We start from the raw sequence: 17,749 nt of genomic DNA, 5'->3' as shown, positions 1-17,749 counted from the left end.
ATAAAGAATTAATAAAATTATTTAGCGTATATAAAAAATAAAAAATGAAAAAAGTATTTAGAATATCATTAATTGTTTTATCAATATTAATTTTAACTATAAGTTGTAAAACAGAGGAAAAGAATCTAAAAGAATTTGTTATAGAAGGAGAAATTGAAGGTTTAAATGGAAATTTATATTTCAGACATCCAGATAAGAAATATACTAGAGAAACAAAACCCGATTCTATTGTAGTTGTTGATGGTAAGTTTAAATTTTCAGATACTATTTCAAAAACAGCAATGATTAGAACTTATCCGGGCTTTACGGGCCCAGATAAAAAATTGTTTAAAATTCCTGCAGATGGGAGAGGATTTTTCCCTGTAAAATGTGCATACTTAACTTTTTACGCATTTCCAGGTGCAAATATTACCGTAAAAGGAAAAGCAACAGATTTTATGGATGCTTACCCAAGTGGAGATAAATTAAATGAAAGTTTGGCCAAAGTAAATAAATTGGTTTTTCCAAATTATAACAAAATGGGAAACCTTGCAGTTGAAAATACCTATGAAAAGGATTCATTAAAAATAAAAGAAAATGAAAAGGAAGCAGAAAAAGTATTTAATGAAAACCTAGAAGTATTAAAATCTCATATAAAAAGTAATCCAACATCTGTAGCTGCGGCATTTTATTTAAATGATATGATGCTAAGACGCCAAATTGATGATGCAACCGCGGAGGAATTATTTAATGCTTTGTCAAATGAAGAATTATCAGAATATGAAGATTATAAAAATGTTGCATCAAGAATTGAAGGTACAAAAACCACTAAAGAAGGTTTTCCTGTACCATCAGTCAAAACTTCGGCAACTCTAGATGGTAAGGAATTTGACATAAATTCATTGAGAGGAAAATATGTTTTAATCGATTTTTGGGGAATTTGGTGTGGCCCTTGTGTAGCTGAAATGCCACAAGTAAAAGAATTTCAAGAAAAACATAAAGAAAACCTTGTTGTTATTGGGATTAATTCAGGAGATACAAAAGAAAAAATTCAAGAATTTGTTGATAAACATGGGTATACTTGGACACAATTAATGAGTGATAAAGCAAATACACCAGACAATTTTGTAAACAGATTTAATGTACAAGGTTTTCCAACCAAATTTATTGTAGATAGAAGAGGAACTATTGTAAAAAAATATTTAGGAGGTGGAGAAGAAGCCTTTCAATTATTAGAGGAATTACTTAATAAATAAATAATTATGAATTATAAATTTTTTTTAGTCGTTGTTTCATTTTTAATGATAGTTACATCTTGTAAGGAAACAAAAAAAGAAGAGGTTTTTGCAGGCTATACTATTAATGGAACTGTTAAGGGTTTAGACCAAGCTACAGTGAAACTAGCTGAATTCAATTTTACAGATAGATCAGCAAAACCGAAGGTTATAGACAGTACCCAAATGACAAATGGTTTTTTTAACTTTAAAGGAACTGTTAAACACCCAGATAGGGTAAGAATTATGATTGGAGATGAATTTAGTAGTGAATTTTTTATTGAAAACAGTGAAATTTCTTTAGAGTTTAACACAGCAGAATCTGATCGTGGTCAGCTTGAAGCAAAAGTTGCAGGTTCCAAATTGAATGCTATGTACGAAGAGCAACAAGCAAAAATTGATAGTATAATGAATCAAGAAAAGTTCTTAGCTTTAAAGGAAGTGAGAAAAAGAATGGCTGAAGCATACGATTCTAAAGATGAAGCCAAAATAAAAGCTTATAACGAATGGAGATTGCAATTTTATGACTTAGAAATTGAAAGAAATAATGAACGCGTTGGTTATTTGAAACAATATGCTTTGGATCATCCAGAATCAACCTTAGCTCCTTGGATATTAGGTTCTCAATTTAGTGAAGGTAGAATGTCTAAGGAAGAAATGAAAAAATTCTACCCAATATTTAAAGGTGATGCAATACATACTGCCATGTTTAAATATTACAAAAAAACATATACAGATATTTTTGAATCATTGGGTATTGGCTCTGTTGCACCAGATTTTACGTTAAACTCTGTAAAAGGAGCCTCTGTAAAACTATCAGAAGTAAAGGCCAAGTATAAACTTGTAGATTTTTGGGCTTCATGGTGTGGTCCTTGTAGAGCATCATTTCCTCATTTAAAAGAATTAAGAAAAAAATATGGGGCAAATGGTTTTGAAATAGTTGGTATAGGAACAGCAGATGAAGAAGTAAAATGGAGAGAAGCTATTGAAGAAGATAAAACACCTTGGATTCATTTATTTGATGCAGCTAAAGAAGGTAGCAGAAAAGGAGCTTATGGAAAGGTTTCTGTACTGTATGGGGTTCCATTTTTGCCAACAACATTTTTAATGGACGAAAATCAAAAAATATTATTAAGAAACCCATCTAAAAAAGAATTAGATGAAAAGCTTAAAGAACTATTAGGTTATTAAAAATATTCACATCTTTCATTAAACTTTGTTTTCGTGAATTAATTAATTGAATTTGAAAGATGATATTTGAACCAGAGATTAACTTCTCTGGTTTTTTTATTTTAATATCATTCTATTTTTTTAAAAAAGAATTATGCGAAAGTTTATTCAGATTAATTTTATAGATGAAAAGAAAAATTTAAACTAGTTTTAACTTGGCATTTCATACATGTTTAAATGTCTTTTTAATACTCCAGAAGGTGTGTTTTTAGTTTCATCAAAAATTCTGGTATCTCCAAATAAAATAAAACTATCCCTAGCTCTTGAAACAGCTACATTTAACATATTTGGTTTGTTATCTCTATCAAAAAAGAGAGTTCCTTCGTCTTCATTGCTATAAACCGAACTAAATAACACAATATTTCGTTCAGCACCTTGAAGCGCATGCACCGTTCCTAATTTAATGTCGTTTACTTTAAATCCAGATTTAATTAAAGCTTTAGAAAGTTCAGTTTTTTGGCTAGTAAATGGAGTAATAATTCCTAAAATACTTTCAATGGAATCTACATTATATGCTTTTTCAATATCTTCTTTGTTTCTATTTAGCCATAAAATAATAGAATTAACTTCTTTTATATTATATCTACTATTAAATTTTCGTTCGCTAATTCCTTCAATATGATACGCCATCATAGATGGGAAAATTTGATCTTTATGTGCATTACCTTTCATTGGTTTTAAAATGCCATCATAGGCCAATTCATTACAAAAACCAATAATTTCATCATTACATCGTCTATGTTCTAATAGTAATAAACCACTTTCTTTTTTTGAAACTAACGATGTTTCATATTCGCAAGCATTTTGTGCCATTTTCATTATACTTCCGCTTGAGGCCAAAAAACCAATTTCGTTTAAATACTCATTTTGAGTTGGATTGGTAACAATATTTTCACTGGAAAGGTTTCCCATATCAATTTTAGGAGGAATAGTCCAAATTGGTTCAATTTGTTTTAAATCGCCAACAACAATAGCTTTTTGTGCTAGTGAAAATACAGGAATACTAACTTCGGGCGTTACTTGCCCAGCTTCATCAATAATTAATAAGTCTAAAAAATTGTAAAGTGGAAGGTATTCAAAAATAGGTTTTCCATTTTCATTTTCACCCTGAAACTGACTAAATAGAAAATGAGTAGGAGCCATATAAAATGTGGCTACAAAACAAGGAGTAAGCATTGCTCTGCGTTTCCATTTTGCAATTACTGTATTTTCTCCAGTTCCTTTTTCTGTTTCATTTTCTAGCGTATCTTGCGTTTCGATAATCCATCTAGCTTCCCAATAATGTGTAGCTAGTAAAAATGCTTTATGGCGTAAGTTTAAATCCAATTCATCATAAAAAAAACTATGGGAGTTATTGTTAGATTCTATTTTTTTATACTCAAACTCCCACATTTGTTCTTCAGAAACAAAAGGATATCCCTTTATGTTATTTTGATGTTTCCAATTGTTTAATTTTAAGTTTGAAGTTAGGGCTAAATTAAGATCGGTAATACAATTTTTTATAAAAGTTAAAGCTTTATTGTTGTTAACAAGAACATCGCTTTTTACAATAAATAAATGTTCGGAGCTTGGTGAGTTTTCTTCTGAATCAACTTTAAAAAAGCGTTTTATTTCATCAATAAAATTAGCTTCTTTAGAAAATTTTTTAATTGAATTTATGATAGTTCTCCATTGCTGAAGTTTTGAGATTTTAATCTCATTTTTTTTAATATAATTTTCTTCGTGAAGTAATAGTTTATTTACTTTTTCAATTGAAACTAAATAGTTTTTCGAAATTCGAACACCTTCAATAAGTTTATCTTCAATAGTTATAATTCCTTTTTGAAGTTGTTCACAAGCATCTTCTAAAGAATTAACAGTAGATCCAAAATAGTTGTAGTATTTGTTAAAATAAAAATTTTCTGCATCTAGTAAATAATCTTCGTTTTCTAAATCGCATAAAGTACCTTCATACCCAAACATATTTCCTTTTAAGTAATTTATGTTTTCTAATTTTTTTTCACTTTTTGAGTTTGAAGGTAAATAAGTAGCATAACCGTTAAAGTTTGGAATCCAGCGTTCGGCTAAATTATCCATACTACTTTTAGAGTTGATAAAACTATCTATAATATTTGTAACAGCCTGATTGTTAGATGAACAAGCTAAAATAATAGGGGCTTCTTCTCCTTTTATTGCCGCTTTAACAACTTCGGTTGCAACTAAACTTTGTAACAAAGTTGTTTTCCCTGTTCCGGGCGGTCCATTAACTGCAGAAATTGCATTTTGCTCAGCGGTTAAGTAAGATAATAAGGTTTTTCGTTGACTAATTGAAAGTGGAAATTCATTAGACATTTGTCCTAAATGTAAATGATTATTATCCAAAAATCCTTGATCTGTAATTGGCTCTTTTCGCTCTCTGTTTTTTGGATTTATTATTTTTGAAACCAGCGGAAGTTCTTCATTAGCCTTAACTAAATTTTCATATAAAAATAGAATACTTTTTGCGGTTGAAATTTTTGAGCTTTTAGCAAAATAAGTTACTTTAGGATTGGTTTTGTAGCCTTCAACAAAATAATTATCAATACTTCCATAAGTTACTTCTGAAAATATATGGTTTACATAGTCCCAATATATGCTCCAATCTAACTCCTCATTATCCCTTAAAGGTTTTTCTATATCTCTAACTCGAGATATGGTATCAATTGTTGAAAAAATAAAATCGTTTCCAACATCAGCTATTGGGTCTAAATAATTACGAACAATTAGCGGAAACATTTCTTTTGGAGGAGAAAGTTGACCAGAACGATTAACTTTAGCACTAATCCAAAATGGATGAATTGTTTTTTTGTAAAAATTATCACTGTTAGAATGGTAATCTAATTGAAATGGAGCTATTATAATTTCAATTTCATCTACTTTGTGCCATTTTGTACTATCTTTTTTAGAAATTCCTTTTAACCTATTAATACGTCTTTCTTCAGCATCGAATATTGCTGCGGCATTTTTTGAATTAATGGTTGCTGCACCTAAATCACAATAATTTTGATGAAATAAATTTTTAATACTTGAAATATCTACCGCCAAGTTTTCACTATCTGTTAAACTATTTTTATAATAATTTAACCAGTTTTTTAGGTTGTTCATTAATTTTTTTAGTAATGGTTGTTAGTAGGTTCTTTTAAAAAAACAACTGCGAATATATACTTTTAAATGTAATTTTTTATTGAATTTATGGGTGTAATTGGAGTATGAAAAAATGATTGAAGTGTTATTAATTGAGGGTTAAGTTGTTAATGAATTAATATTTAATTTAAATCTTTTTTTATAAGTTTAACCAATAAGTTTTAAGCAATAATGAGTAACAAAAAACAAACTTTAAAATCTAAGAAACCTTGGCCCACTAAAGCAGCGATGGAACAAATTTATGAAATGAATCTTTGGGGAGGAGCTAACGGTTATTTTTATTCCGGAGATGGTTCTCATAATTCACGTATAATAGAGCCTTATATAAGTGTAATTTCATCTTTCTTAAAGTCGTTTAATCCTCAACTTAATGTTTGTGATTTAGGTTGTGGCGATTTCAATGTAGGTAAGGATTTAGTTAAATACTCAAATAATTATGTTGCCGTGGATATTGTTTATAACCTTATAAATTATAATAGAAAAAAATTTAAAAATAAAAATTTAGAATTTCTTTGTTTAGATATTGCAGAAGATAATTTGCCTAGTGCAGATTGCGTTTTAATTAGACAAGTATACCAACATTTATCGAATGCTGAAATTCATAAAAACATAAAGAAGTTAACTAATTACAAATATGTAATCCTTACAGAACATTTGCCAAATAGAAGTTTTATTCCTAATAAAGATATTATTTCGGGACAAGGAATTAGATTGAAAAAACAAAGCGGAATAGACATTATTGCGCCTCCTTTTAATTTTAAGGTTATAGAAGAAAGAGAACTTTTATCTATTAACTTAGGTGATTCAAAAGGGAGAATTAAAACAACATTTTATAAAGTTTTTTAGCATTTTACGAGAGAGTGAATCACTAAAATGGCACTGAAACAAACAAGTTTTTTTAAAGAGGTTTTCCTACTATTTATAATGAAATTCTTTTCAAAAGAAAAAATAGAAAACAAAATATACTTTATTTAAAGATTGTGTGTATATAAAATACTAGGCAGTTTTATTTTTTTCTCTAAAGTATAATTAACAAAAAGGTCTAATTTAATTGGTAAAAAGCATAATTAACACTTATAGAAACATTCATTAGACTGTTGCATACGACTGTTTTTAATAATAAAAATAGTTTTGACTAGTAATAAAAAGTTATTTAATAATTGAGAATTAAAAATATGAGTTTTATAAAGCAAAAATTAAGAATAAATTTTAAAATATTATTACTATGCTCAATTGTACTAACTTCTTGTAAATCTCAATTAAAAACAAAAGTGTCGAATAACTCATCAAAAAAAACAAATATCGTATTTATTTTGGTTGATGATTTGGGGTATGCAGATGTTGGTTTTAATGGATCAACTTATTTTGAAACTCCAGCTTTAGATGCACTTGCAAATGAAAGTCTAATATTTGATAATGCTTATATGTACCCAACATGTTCCCCTTCGAGAACCGCAATTTTTACAGGACAACAATCTTTTAGAACAGGGGTTTATGGAGTACCTGTTTTAGAAATAGGAATACGGTATAATTCGACTTAGTGGGTACCAGCTGTAGCGAAATACACAGAGTACTTTAAACGTACAATCACAATGGTAATTACAGACTATACCGTGGTAGCTAAGTTTTCTATGTCAACTGAAAACGAAATGAGCTTTTTCCTTTCTGATCTGGATGGTGGGGTGATTAGTGCCTTAGAATATTTTGCTAAAAAAGACTCAGTTGCTACTTTTTATAATAGACATAATATTGATAGAAACGAAGATTATAAAGCCTTATTCAAAGTTACTTGATGGCTTCGAAAATTTTATGAGATGGAATTTATTTTACTTTACTTGATAAAAATTAACGAGATTTAAAACCTCCTCTTAAATCAAAAATTAAAAAAAGTAAATTAATTTTATTACCCAATTTACTTTTTAATTTTTTAAAAGCGTTTAACATTTGCCCTTCAACAGTTTTTAGAGAAATGTTTAAGTGCTCAGAAATTTCAATATAAGTTAAGCCTTCTTGTTTACTCATTAAAAATATTTCTTTGCATTTTGGAGGTAAATTTTCAATTTCACTCTTTACAGCTTTTATTTTCTCATCTAAATCTTCAGAATTCTCTGATTCAATTGAACCGATTGTTTCTATATGAATTTTTTCAAATATTAATGTTTCTTTTCTTCCTCTTATTTGATTTAAAAAATCATTATAGGCTGCTTTGTATAAATAACTTTTAAAAGATTTAATTTCAGGTAATTGAGAGCGTTTTTCCCACAATTTCATAAAAACATTTTGAACACTGTCTTTTGCACCATCATAGTCATTAGATAAACTATAAATATACAAGCATAATCTATGATGATATGTTTCCACGATGTAGTTTAAGGCTTTTTCGTTTCCTTTTTTAAATTCTTTGATTAATATTTTATTATTTGAAAAGTCTTTCTTCATTTTTTTTGTAAAAACTTTCGCAATGTAAAAAAAAAATTAAGTTTCTTTAAGGGTATTGTAAAATTATTGTTTCATATGTATAAGAAATCTAGGAAATGATCTCAAAAAGAATAGAAAATATAATTGTGAAATATTTTTCAAAGTCTGCATCTTTGAAGGACTTGGAATATCTTTCAGACTGGTTGATTGAAAAGGAAAATAAAAAACATTTCGAAAATTTTATAAAGCTAAATTATTATGTGGAATATAATTTAATGGATTTTGATTCAGAAATTGAAAAAAGAAAATTATTTAAACGTATTCAAAAGAAAAAATATATAATCTATATGAAATCTAGTTTAAAATATGCTGCAGCTTTGCTTATTTTAGTTAGTGTGGGGTATATTTTAACTAAAAATCAGTTTTCTAAAAAGAACGAAGTTGTTGTAATTGAAAATAACATAGAAATTGGGACTGATAAGGCCACCTTAACTTTGGAAGATGGGACTAATGTAGCCTTAGAAAAAGGGAAGGAGTATAAATCGGAAAAAGTAAGTTCAGATGGTGAGAAAATTGTTTACCATTCAAATAAAGAGAAACCTGTTGAAAAAATTGCTTTCAACTATTTAACTATTCCAAGAGGAGGTGAGTTTTATATGGAGTTGTCCGATGGTACAAAAGTTTGGCTTAATGCAGATTCTCAATTTAAATATCCTGTAAAATTTGTTCAGGGTAAGCCAAGAGATGTAGAGTTGATTTATGGTGAAGCTTATTTTGATGTATCATCTAGTGTTTTACATAACGGTGATAAATTTAGAGTAAAGAAAGACAATCATTTTATTGAAGTTTTAGGTACTGAGTTTAATGTAAAGGCTTATAAAAACGAAAACACAGTTGAAACGATTTTAGTTGAAGGAAAAGTTTCTATTAATGTTAACGATTCAAATGAGGAGTTGGTACCTAACCATAAATTAGTTTATAATGAAGATTCAAAGGAAATATACATAAATAAAGTAGATGCTGCATTTGAAACTGCCTGGAAAACTGGATTATTACGATTTAAGAATAAATCACTCCTTGAAATTTCAAATATTTTAGAACGATGGTATGATATTGAATTTGTTTTCGAAAATGAGACTGCAAAAAATGTTAAGATTACAGGGGTATTTAAAAAATACCAAAATGTTGAACACGCATTAATAACGCTAGAAAATTTAAATAGAATTAATTATAAAATAGAAGATAGAATTATTTATATAAAATAAAAAAAGGAATGAAGTGTCGTCTACCAAACATAACTTCATCCCTATACAGTGATCAATCAATGAAATATTAATTAACCAAAAAGCAAATTTATGGAAATTAAATTTAGTAACCTTGTTCCTTGGGTTAAAAGGAATATGTTTAAAAATATTATGCGAGTTTTTATTTTTCTCTTTTGTACAACCATTTTCGCTTTAACACCTAATATAGGTGTTTCTCAGAATGATAAAATTAAAATTGATAATGACATTCAATTGTCAATTGATGAAGTTTTTAATTTAATTGAAAATCAAACTGATTATTCATTTGTTTTTCCCTCTGATGTTTTTGAAAGCTCATCTAAGTTTAATTTAAACAAAGGGACTATAAGAACCTATAAATTATTAGATATGTGTTTATCTAATACAGTGTTTACATATGATTTCACAGAAGATCAAACAATTCTTTTAAAAAGAAGACCAGCTTTTGTAGGAACCGATTTAGTTGAAATGCCTCAACAAAGTATTTCGGGTAAAGTTATTGATAAAGATGGAAATCCAATTCCGGGTGTTAATGTATTGGTAGGTACAAAGGGAAGTGCAAAAATGAGAGGTTTAGCTACTGATTTTGAAGGGAATTACACAATTAAAGTTGTGCCAGGAGAAGTTATTAGATTTTCGTACATTGGGTATGCAACCCAAGAGTTTAAAATTCAGAACCAAAGTGTTTTAAATGTAACCTTATTAGAAAATACTAACGATTTAAAAGAAGTTGTAATTAGCACAGGTTATCAAAAACTTTCTAAAGAACGCGCTACTGGATCTTTTGAAAGCATAAATACTAAAACGTTAGGTGTAAAAACATCTCAAAATGTATTCGATAAAATTGAAGGGGAAGTTGCAGGTATTTTATTTGATACTGATGATGATGGAAATAATGTTGCAATAGTTAGGGGTACAAGTACTATCAATTCAATTAGTAAACCTTTAATTGTAGTTGATGGATTTCCTATAGAACAAGGATTGGAAACCATTAACCCAAATGATGTTGAGAGTATTACAATTTTAAAAGATGCTGCTGCAGCATCTATTTGGGGTATTAGAGCTGCCAATGGAGTAATAGTTATAGTTACAAGTAAAGGTTCCAAAAACAGCAAAACAACAATTAATTATTCTTCAAATTTTTCAATAACATCACAATTAGATTTACACGATCAGTTATATGGTTCTACTGAAAGTTTTTTAGAATTTGAAAAGCATATAGCCGATAATTCTTGGAGAAACTTACCAAACGATTTTAACTCATCAAGTATAAGTAAAGGTTTAGAAACTTATCTATTACTAAATGAAGGGCAAATTTCAGATGAAGAGGCAAATTCAGTACTAAACAACTTAAAAACAATAGATAGTAGAGGTCAATTTGAAGATTTATTTTTAGCTAATCAAACTTGGATGCAGCATAATATTAGCGTTGGTGGTGGAGGAGAAAACAGTAGCTATCAAGCTTCTTTAGTTTATAATCAAAATAGAAATATTAATTCTTTCAAAAATAATGATAGAGATCAGATTATTGCAAACATTAGCAATCAAATTGATTTAACGTCTAAACTTACTTTCACCGGTAGAATTAACTATTCACACAATAAGACAAAATTTAATGGTTTATCAGTTTTTAACGCTCAAAGTTTAGACCAATACCAAAATATTTTAGGAAGTGATGGTGAGTACTTATCACAGCCACAAGGGTTTTACGATGAATTTAAAGAAATACGGAGTGTAGAAAATGGTTACCCTTACAATTGGGATTATAATTTAATGCAAGAGTTTGAAAATAATAATAACAGAGATGTAAATTCTCAAATAAGACTTCAGGCAGCTTTAAATTATAAAATAACCGATTATTTATCTTTAGAAGGTAGGTATCAATTTGAAAAAGGTTCAATTAAAACTGAAAATTTATTTAATGAAAATACATTTCAGGTACGAAATTTAATAAATACTTATACAACAAATTCTGGGGGAGGTATTGTTAGTGCCATACCAAAGGGAAGTTTTTTGGATATTAATAATCAGCATAATGAAACACAATCTGGAAGATTACAATTAAATTATAATCAGTCATTTAAAGAAGATTTGCACAATATTAGCGCAATTGCTGGATATGAAGCAAGAAAGGAATTGGAAGATTATTATAGAAATAGATTGTATGGTTATGATGATCAATCATTAGATTTTGCGAAAAATATTAACTATGCAGATTTATTTCCAACGGTATACTTTTTTGGTCAAAATCAAATACCTAATCAAGAAGCTATTTATGAAAATGAAAATAGATTCATTTCATACTATGGTAATTTTGCTTATACATATGACAGAAAGTATTCATTAACAGGAAGTATACGTTTAGATGATGCAAATCTTTTTGGAGCAAGTAAAAAGTATAAAAACATTCCTTTATTTTCAGTAGGTGGTAAGTGGGATATTTATAAAGAAGATTTCTTTGAGAGTAAAATATTTGATAGATTGTCATTAAGAACAACTTATGGTAGTAATGGTAACGTAAATAATTCAACAAGCCCATTTGTACAAGCTGGTATATCAAGTGACCCTTTCTCAGGAAACCAATATGCCTTTATATCAAATGTAAAAAATCCTGAATTAAGGTTAGAGAAGGTTTATGTAACTAATTTAGGCGTTGATTTTGGAATGTTTAATAACAGATTAAATGGTAGTATTGAATATTACAACCGAAAAAGTAAAGACTTATTATCAAATGTAATATTCCCATCAATATTAGGTTTTAATTCTGCTCTGATCAACGCAGGCGAAATGGAAAATAAAGGTGTTGATATCTCTATCCAAGGACTAGTAGTTGATGGTGAAAAGTTTAAGTATAATTCATCATTGAATTTTAGTTATAATAAAAACGAGGTAACTAAAGTTGATGTACCTGATGAAACACCTTATGCATATACTGTTTTGAGATCTCCTCTTGTAAATACACCATTAAATTATCTTTACAGTTATCAATTTGAAGGTTTAAATAGTGAAGGTGACCCTCAATTTTTGGATGAAAATGAAGAGTTAGTAAACAGAGATATTGATGTTGTTGAAGCACTTAAATATCAGGGAACTACTACTCCAAAATTCTATGGAGGTTGGGTTAACCAATTTTCATACAACAACTTTACTTTAAGGGCATTAACGAGCTTTAAACTTGGTCATGTATTTAGAAATACAAACTTTTTAAATTATGCTGAATTACCAAATAAATTTGGAGGCAATCATTATATTCATAGAGATTTTGAAAATAGATGGCAAAACCCAGGCGATGAAGCAATAACCGATATTCCAAGAATTCCAACTACAAGAGCAGATGCTTCACTCGATACTTACACAACTTATTATAAATACGGAAGTCAGCTTATTGATGATGCCTCTCATATTAGGTTAAAAGAAGTAGTACTTTTTTATGAGTTAAGCGAAAAAACTGCACGTTCAGCAGGTTTAAACAGGTTAAGCGTAAGCTTTCAAGCAACAAATTTGGCGTTAATTAATTTTAACAAATGGAATGTTGACCCAGAAAGTTTAATATTTAATTTAAGACCTACGTTTACTTTAGGTTTAAATGCTAATTTTTAAAATGTTAATTATGAAAAATATTATATATATACTTTGTCTTTCATTTATAGTGTTTTCTTGTAACAGAGAAGAATTTTTAGACATAGAACCAAAAGGAAGGATTATTCCAAAAAAAGTTAATGATTACAGATTATTGTTAGATCAAACTGAAAAATTTGGGAACACACAGGGTTTACAAGTTATATCTCCAGGTTTTGAAAATTCCTATTCTAATACTGAGTTGGCTAGTGACGATGTAATGATTACAGAAAATCTTTCGAGTTTTTATCCTGATGGTAGTATTTCAACAAATATTTTCACACAAAATGATAATATTTATACCGATGCTCAAGAAGATGGAGATTGGCAAGCATTATATGGTCAAATATACGTTACAAATATTATTATAGAAGATATTTTAAATGCGGTTGGTGGAACTTTAGATGAACAAATGGCTTTAAAAGCTGAGGCTCATGCACACAGAGCATTTGCTTACTTTTCTTTAGTTAATTTATATGGAGTGCACTACAACCCTGCAACAGCAAATGAAGATTCAGGAGTACCATTAAGGTTAGGAACAGAATTATCTGGCGTTCAGTATCCGCGTGCCTCAGTACAAGAAGTTTATGATGTTATTCTTAGTGATTTAAATGAAGCTTTGGATTATTTACCGAATTTACCTGAGTTAATTCATAGACCTTCAAAAGCTGGGGTTTACAGTCTTTTAGCTCGAGTTTATTTGTATATGGGTAATTTTGAAGATGCTCGTGATGCAGCCAATGAAGCTTTGTTATTATCAAATACGCTTGTTGATTTTAATTCATACGCAGATTGGTTTTTTCCAGGAATTGCAAATCCACCTAGCCTTGCACAGGATGATCCTGAAATAATATGGAGTAAATCTTCTAATTCAACATATAATTTTTTAATAGCATCTGATGATTATTTGAGTTTATTAGCTGTAAACGATCAACGAAGAAGACAATTTGGAGGGCCATTTCTTTTTGGAGTATCAGGAACAGAAAGTATTTATACAATGGGGTTTGTAAGAAATTTTAAACCTATTGGACCATCGGTACCTGAAATGTTACTTACAAGAGCCGAATGTAACGCAAGATTAAATAATGTTTCTTTAGCTATAGATGATTTAAATACACTACGTGAAAAAAGGATGGATACAGGAACTTTTGAACCTTTAGCAGAAATAGATCAAGATGTAGTTTTAAATTTAGTAAAAAAAGAAAGAAGAATTGAACTGGTTATGAAAGGACATCGCTATTTCGACTTAAAAAGATACAACGTTTATGATTCATCTAAAATAGATCTTGTTCACACTTATAATGGTAGTACTTATACATTGCCAGCAGGAAGTAAAAATTGGGCATTACCAATTGCCTCAAAGTATATTTTACAGAATCCAGAAATTGGTGAAAACAATAGAGATTAAAAACTAATACAATTCAAAGCTTCTCAATATTTCTATTGAGAAGCTTTTCAAACTTACTTAAAATGAAAAATTACAAAACAATATTAGTATTGTTATGTGGGATGTTATTGCTTCAATCTTGCAAACAAAAAGTAAATAAAAAGGTTACAGGTTGTACATTCAATTTAAAACTTCTGGATGGACAAAGTGGAAAGGTAGTGGTTTATCCATATCAACTAGTTAAAACGATGGAAGAGTCAAAGAGATTAACCATTGAAAAAGAGGTTGATATAACTAACAACACATTTAATCTTGACACAGTTCAAGTGCTTAGGAATTTCAATATTTCACTAAATGATAAACGATTTAGCGCTGAAATTTTTACTGGACCTGGAACATATAATTTATCTTTTGGTGATGATAAACTTGTTGTTGAAGGAAGCAACCTACACAAAGAATTTCAAAAATTAGATGAAGTTTTAGGGTATTCAAAAATGAAAACAATTCAATACAAAAAAGATTTATCTAAAGATGAAGCTGAATTTAAATCAAACTATGGGGTAAATTTATTAGCCGCAATTAAAGAAAATTCAAAAAGTCAATCATTAGCGGCTATCGTTTACAAGTTTTATTGGGCAGCAGATTTACCTACATTAAATACCATTCTAACAAGTTTTGATACTTCAATTCATAATAACTTTTATTTAAAACAATTAATTAAAAGAAAAGACAATTTAGAAAAAGTAGCTGTTGGCCAAGAAGCTCCAATATTCACTTTAAATTCATTTGAAAATAAAAAGGTTTCATTAAAATCATACAGAGGAAGTTTCTTATTAATAGACTTTTGGGCCTACTGGTGTGGACCTTGTATAGCTGGTTTTCCAGAGCTAAAGGAAATTAGAGCTGAATACGATGAAGACGAATTATCAATTTTAAGTGTAAGTACCGATATTAACAAGGATAAATGGGTTGAAGCTGTAAAAAAACATCAATTACCATGGACTCAATTAATTGATGATGAAACAAATGTTTCAGATACTTATGCAATTACGGCAATTCCTCATTTAATTTTAATTTCACCTGAAGGTGAAATTGTTTATAAACATCATTACTCAAATAATTTAACAGAGGAATTAAAGAAGTTTTTAAAATAAGTTTAATTAATACTGAAAATAAACAAAATGAAAAAAATATTTATTCTAATTGCAATTTTTGTAAGTGGCAATGTATTTTCACAAGGAATAGAATTTGAGCACGGAACATTTGATGAAGCTTTGGAAAAAGCAAAAAAAGAGAATAAGTTAATCTTTATGGATTGCTATACAACATGGTGTGGTCCTTGTAAATGGCTTGCAAAAAACATTTTTACACAAGAAAAAGTAGGAGATTACTTCAATAAGAATTTTGTGAATGTTAAAATGGATATGGAAAAAGGGGAAGGAATTGCCTTGAATAAAAAATATGGAGTACAAGCCTATCCTACGTTACTATTTATTGATTCAAACGGTAATGAAGTTCAAAAATTACTTGGAGGAATGAAAGCTGAAGAATTAATTACAGGGGCAAAAACAGCTTTAGATCCAAGCCTGAGAATATCAGCATTAACAGAAAAGTATAATAATGGTAACAGAGATTATGATTTTTTAATAACTTATTTAAAGGGCTTAAAAAGAGAAGGAGATCGTGATAAAATGCAAAATGTTTCTCGTGAAATTATTGCTAAAACCTCTCTAAGTGAATATATGAATAAGGAGCAGTTTTATATAATTTCTGGAGCCAATTTCGCGTATAATAGTAAGGAATACAACTACTTATTAGAAAACAAACACAAATTGAAAGAGCTATTAGAACCTTTTGAGTATGGTAGTATTTTTACAAGTCCAATTTATGGATATTTGAATGAATTTGCTAAAAAATGTGAAAGTTTGGAAGCATTGAATACTGAGGTAGAAAGCTGCAATAAAAAATTTGATTTAGGTGATGTTGAAGCTTTAAAGAAAAGTTTTCAATATACCTATTACTTAGCAAATAATCAGTTACAAACATGGTATGATTCTAAAATAAAAAATGCAGAATTATTAAAAGGTAAAGAGCAATATATTTATAATTATCATGGAATTTGCGATGAAATTTTGAATTCGCCAAAGCTATCTTCATCTAGTGAGATTGTAAATGATTTTACAAAAAAAGCTATTAGTTTTGCTGCTGATAAAGAAACCGGTATCATTATGGGAAATCTAATGTTGGCAAAACTTTATCTACATGGAAATGATAAAGAAAAAGCTTTAAACAGTTTCAATATATTCTTTGATGAAAATGCAAAAGCTGGAGGAGTTAATGATCATCCATCAGTTTCAAAATTAAAGTCAGCAATTCAGAGCTTATAGAATAATGAATTTATACAAAGAAGCTCAAAAGATAAAAAAATAAGGAAGAGCAAAGAATATTATTTGAAATTAAGTTTGGAAAGAAAAGCCTAAAGAGAATCACTCTTTAGGCTTTCTGTTTTTTATATAAACAAAGAAGCGTTTTATAAAAGTGAATATCTAAAAAAGAGAGAATTATAATAAACATTTTAAAGATTATAATAAATCTATATAAGATATACTTAAACAATCTACAATTTTTTGATTTAGCCTATTGACAAAGGGATTTTTATACTCAGACGAACATTTTTAAATCTAATAAAAACATAAAAGTGAGTTAAACATTGAAACTTTGAATAAAATTAACGGCTATAATTTTGTTTGAAAATGATCAAAAATAAATATTTAAATATTATCCTAATTCTGCTGATTTCCTATTCTAGTTTTACATAAAAAGTTGAAATGTTTTTAAACAGCAAATTTTAGATTTTATGTGACTTGAGTCAGTTTTAGGAATAAAAATTAATAAAAAAAACAAATATAATTATAGAATAACAAGAACTAAATAAAATGTAAACTAAACCAAATTAAATGAATTTAAAAATGTATTAATGGCGTAAAAAACATGGGGAAATTCACTCTTACCATGTTTACTATTTTTGTTGTGTTTTACAACTAATTTACAAGCACAAGAAATGAAGGTTAAAGGGGTTGTTACAGGCTCTGATGATGGAATGCCTATTCCGGGCGTTTCAGTTATTGTAAAAAATACAAGTAATGGAGTAGCAACGGATTTTGATGGAAACTATACTATTTCCGCTAAAGTTGGCGATTACCTTGTATTTAGTTATTTAGGTATGACAGATCAAACTATTAAAGTAACGGGTTCAACTCATAATGTTAAACTTATTTCAAATTTTGAAAGCTTAGAGGAAGTTGTGGTAATAGGTTATGGCTCTCTAACCAAAAAAGAAGTTACTGGAGCAGTTGCTCTAGAAATTTTGGCGATAATTTATTATTAACTTCAAGAAT

The 17,749-nt window shown here is 28.6% G+C and carries 13 protein-coding genes; 11 read left to right on the top strand and 2 right to left on the bottom strand.

Annotated features, from left to right (window positions below; genetic code table 11):
• Positions 1-44 precede the first annotated feature (44 nt).
• The gene (locus Q0776_RS09420; RefSeq protein ID WP_298367418.1) at positions 45-1,235 is read left to right on the top strand and encodes a TlpA disulfide reductase family protein; all 1,191 of its coding nucleotides are present in this window, start codon (positions 45-47) and stop codon (positions 1,233-1,235) included.
• A 6-nt stretch (positions 1,236-1,241) separates the two neighbouring features.
• Positions 1,242-2,444, top strand: coding sequence for a TlpA disulfide reductase family protein (locus tag Q0776_RS09415; RefSeq protein WP_298367417.1), 1,203 nt, complete (start codon positions 1,242-1,244; stop codon positions 2,442-2,444).
• Positions 2,445-2,633: 189 nt separating this feature from the next.
• Here the strand turns inward: Q0776_RS09415 and Q0776_RS09410 are convergent, their stop codons facing one another.
• On the bottom strand, positions 2,634-5,606 hold the full coding sequence (locus Q0776_RS09410; RefSeq protein ID WP_298367416.1) for an AAA domain-containing protein: 2,973 nt from the start codon (positions 5,604-5,606) through the stop codon (positions 2,634-2,636).
• Positions 5,607-5,816: 210 nt separating this feature from the next.
• Here Q0776_RS09410 and Q0776_RS09405 point away from each other — a divergent pair, with 210 nt between their 5' ends.
• From Q0776_RS09405 to Q0776_RS09395, 3 genes are all read left to right on the top strand, one after another.
• Positions 5,817-6,491 carry a methyltransferase domain-containing protein gene (locus Q0776_RS09405; RefSeq protein ID WP_298367415.1) on the top strand — a complete coding sequence of 225 codons (675 nt, stop codon included), beginning with the start codon at positions 5,817-5,819 and terminating at the stop codon, positions 6,489-6,491.
• A gap of 329 nt (positions 6,492-6,820) precedes the next feature.
• Positions 6,821-7,186 (top strand): sulfatase-like hydrolase/transferase, encoded by a 366-nt coding sequence (locus Q0776_RS09400; protein WP_298367414.1) that lies wholly within the window; start codon positions 6,821-6,823, stop codon positions 7,184-7,186.
• 51 nt (positions 7,187-7,237) lie between these two features.
• Positions 7,238-7,438: a hypothetical protein gene (locus tag Q0776_RS09395; protein ID WP_298367412.1), complete on the top strand. Its 201-nt coding sequence runs from the start codon at positions 7,238-7,240 to the stop codon at positions 7,436-7,438.
• Between the two features lie 52 nt (positions 7,439-7,490).
• Here Q0776_RS09395 and Q0776_RS09390 read toward each other — a convergent pair whose 3' ends face one another.
• Positions 7,491-8,084, bottom strand: coding sequence for an RNA polymerase sigma-70 factor (locus Q0776_RS09390; protein WP_298367410.1), 594 nt, complete (start codon positions 8,082-8,084; stop codon positions 7,491-7,493).
• A 125-nt stretch (positions 8,085-8,209) separates the two neighbouring features.
• On the opposite strand from Q0776_RS09390, the gene Q0776_RS09385 reads away from it, so the two are divergent.
• From Q0776_RS09385 to Q0776_RS09360, 6 genes are all read left to right on the top strand, one after another.
• Positions 8,210-9,328 carry a FecR family protein gene (locus Q0776_RS09385; RefSeq protein ID WP_298367409.1) on the top strand — a complete coding sequence of 373 codons (1,119 nt, stop codon included), beginning with the start codon at positions 8,210-8,212 and terminating at the stop codon, positions 9,326-9,328.
• A gap of 90 nt (positions 9,329-9,418) precedes the next feature.
• Positions 9,419-12,946, top strand: a complete 3,528-nt coding sequence (locus Q0776_RS09380) for a SusC/RagA family TonB-linked outer membrane protein (RefSeq protein ID WP_298367408.1) — start codon at positions 9,419-9,421, stop codon at positions 12,944-12,946.
• 10 nt (positions 12,947-12,956) lie between these two features.
• Positions 12,957-14,372 carry a RagB/SusD family nutrient uptake outer membrane protein gene (locus Q0776_RS09375; RefSeq protein WP_298367406.1) on the top strand — a complete coding sequence of 472 codons (1,416 nt, stop codon included), beginning with the start codon at positions 12,957-12,959 and terminating at the stop codon, positions 14,370-14,372.
• A 62-nt stretch (positions 14,373-14,434) separates the two neighbouring features.
• Positions 14,435-15,505: a TlpA disulfide reductase family protein gene (locus Q0776_RS09370; protein WP_298367404.1), complete on the top strand. Its 1,071-nt coding sequence runs from the start codon at positions 14,435-14,437 to the stop codon at positions 15,503-15,505.
• A gap of 27 nt (positions 15,506-15,532) precedes the next feature.
• Positions 15,533-16,738 carry a thioredoxin domain-containing protein gene (locus tag Q0776_RS09365; protein WP_298367402.1) on the top strand — a complete coding sequence of 402 codons (1,206 nt, stop codon included), beginning with the start codon at positions 15,533-15,535 and terminating at the stop codon, positions 16,736-16,738.
• Between the two features lie 674 nt (positions 16,739-17,412).
• Positions 17,413-17,739, top strand: coding sequence for a carboxypeptidase-like regulatory domain-containing protein (locus tag Q0776_RS09360; protein ID WP_298367400.1), 327 nt, complete (start codon positions 17,413-17,415; stop codon positions 17,737-17,739).
• Positions 17,740-17,749 lie beyond the last annotated feature (10 nt).

It is taken from the genome of uncultured Lutibacter sp. (assembly GCF_947495725.1).
In the GTDB taxonomy this organism is placed as follows: Bacteria; Bacteroidota; Bacteroidia; order Flavobacteriales; family Flavobacteriaceae; genus Lutibacter.
This window is presented reverse-complemented; position numbering and strand designations above follow the sequence as displayed.

What these genes read in the sequence shown, in the direction of transcription:
- Q0776_RS09360 (WP_298367400.1), top strand. Translation starts at nt 17,413, where the DNA reads ATGAAGGTTAAAGGGGTTGTTACAGGCTCTGATGATGGAATGCCTATT.
- Q0776_RS09415 (WP_298367417.1), top strand. Translation starts at nt 1,242, where the DNA reads ATGAATTATAAATTTTTTTTAGTCGTTGTTTCATTTTTAATGATAGTT.
- Q0776_RS09380 (WP_298367408.1), top strand. Translation starts at nt 9,419, where the DNA reads ATGGAAATTAAATTTAGTAACCTTGTTCCTTGGGTTAAAAGGAATATG.
- Q0776_RS09375 (WP_298367406.1), top strand. Translation starts at nt 12,957, where the DNA reads ATGAAAAATATTATATATATACTTTGTCTTTCATTTATAGTGTTTTCT.
- Q0776_RS09410 (WP_298367416.1), bottom strand. Translation starts at nt 5,606, where the DNA reads ATGAACAACCTAAAAAACTGGTTAAATTATTATAAAAATAGTTTAACA.
- Q0776_RS09365 (WP_298367402.1), top strand. Translation starts at nt 15,533, where the DNA reads ATGAAAAAAATATTTATTCTAATTGCAATTTTTGTAAGTGGCAATGTA.
- Q0776_RS09405 (WP_298367415.1), top strand. Translation starts at nt 5,817, where the DNA reads ATGAGTAACAAAAAACAAACTTTAAAATCTAAGAAACCTTGGCCCACT.
- Q0776_RS09390 (WP_298367410.1), bottom strand. Translation starts at nt 8,084, where the DNA reads ATGAAGAAAGACTTTTCAAATAATAAAATATTAATCAAAGAATTTAAA.
- Q0776_RS09395 (WP_298367412.1), top strand. Translation starts at nt 7,238, where the DNA reads ATGGTAATTACAGACTATACCGTGGTAGCTAAGTTTTCTATGTCAACT.
- Q0776_RS09420 (WP_298367418.1), top strand. Translation starts at nt 45, where the DNA reads ATGAAAAAAGTATTTAGAATATCATTAATTGTTTTATCAATATTAATT.
- Q0776_RS09370 (WP_298367404.1), top strand. Translation starts at nt 14,435, where the DNA reads ATGAAAAATTACAAAACAATATTAGTATTGTTATGTGGGATGTTATTG.
- Q0776_RS09400 (WP_298367414.1), top strand. Translation starts at nt 6,821, where the DNA reads ATGAGTTTTATAAAGCAAAAATTAAGAATAAATTTTAAAATATTATTA.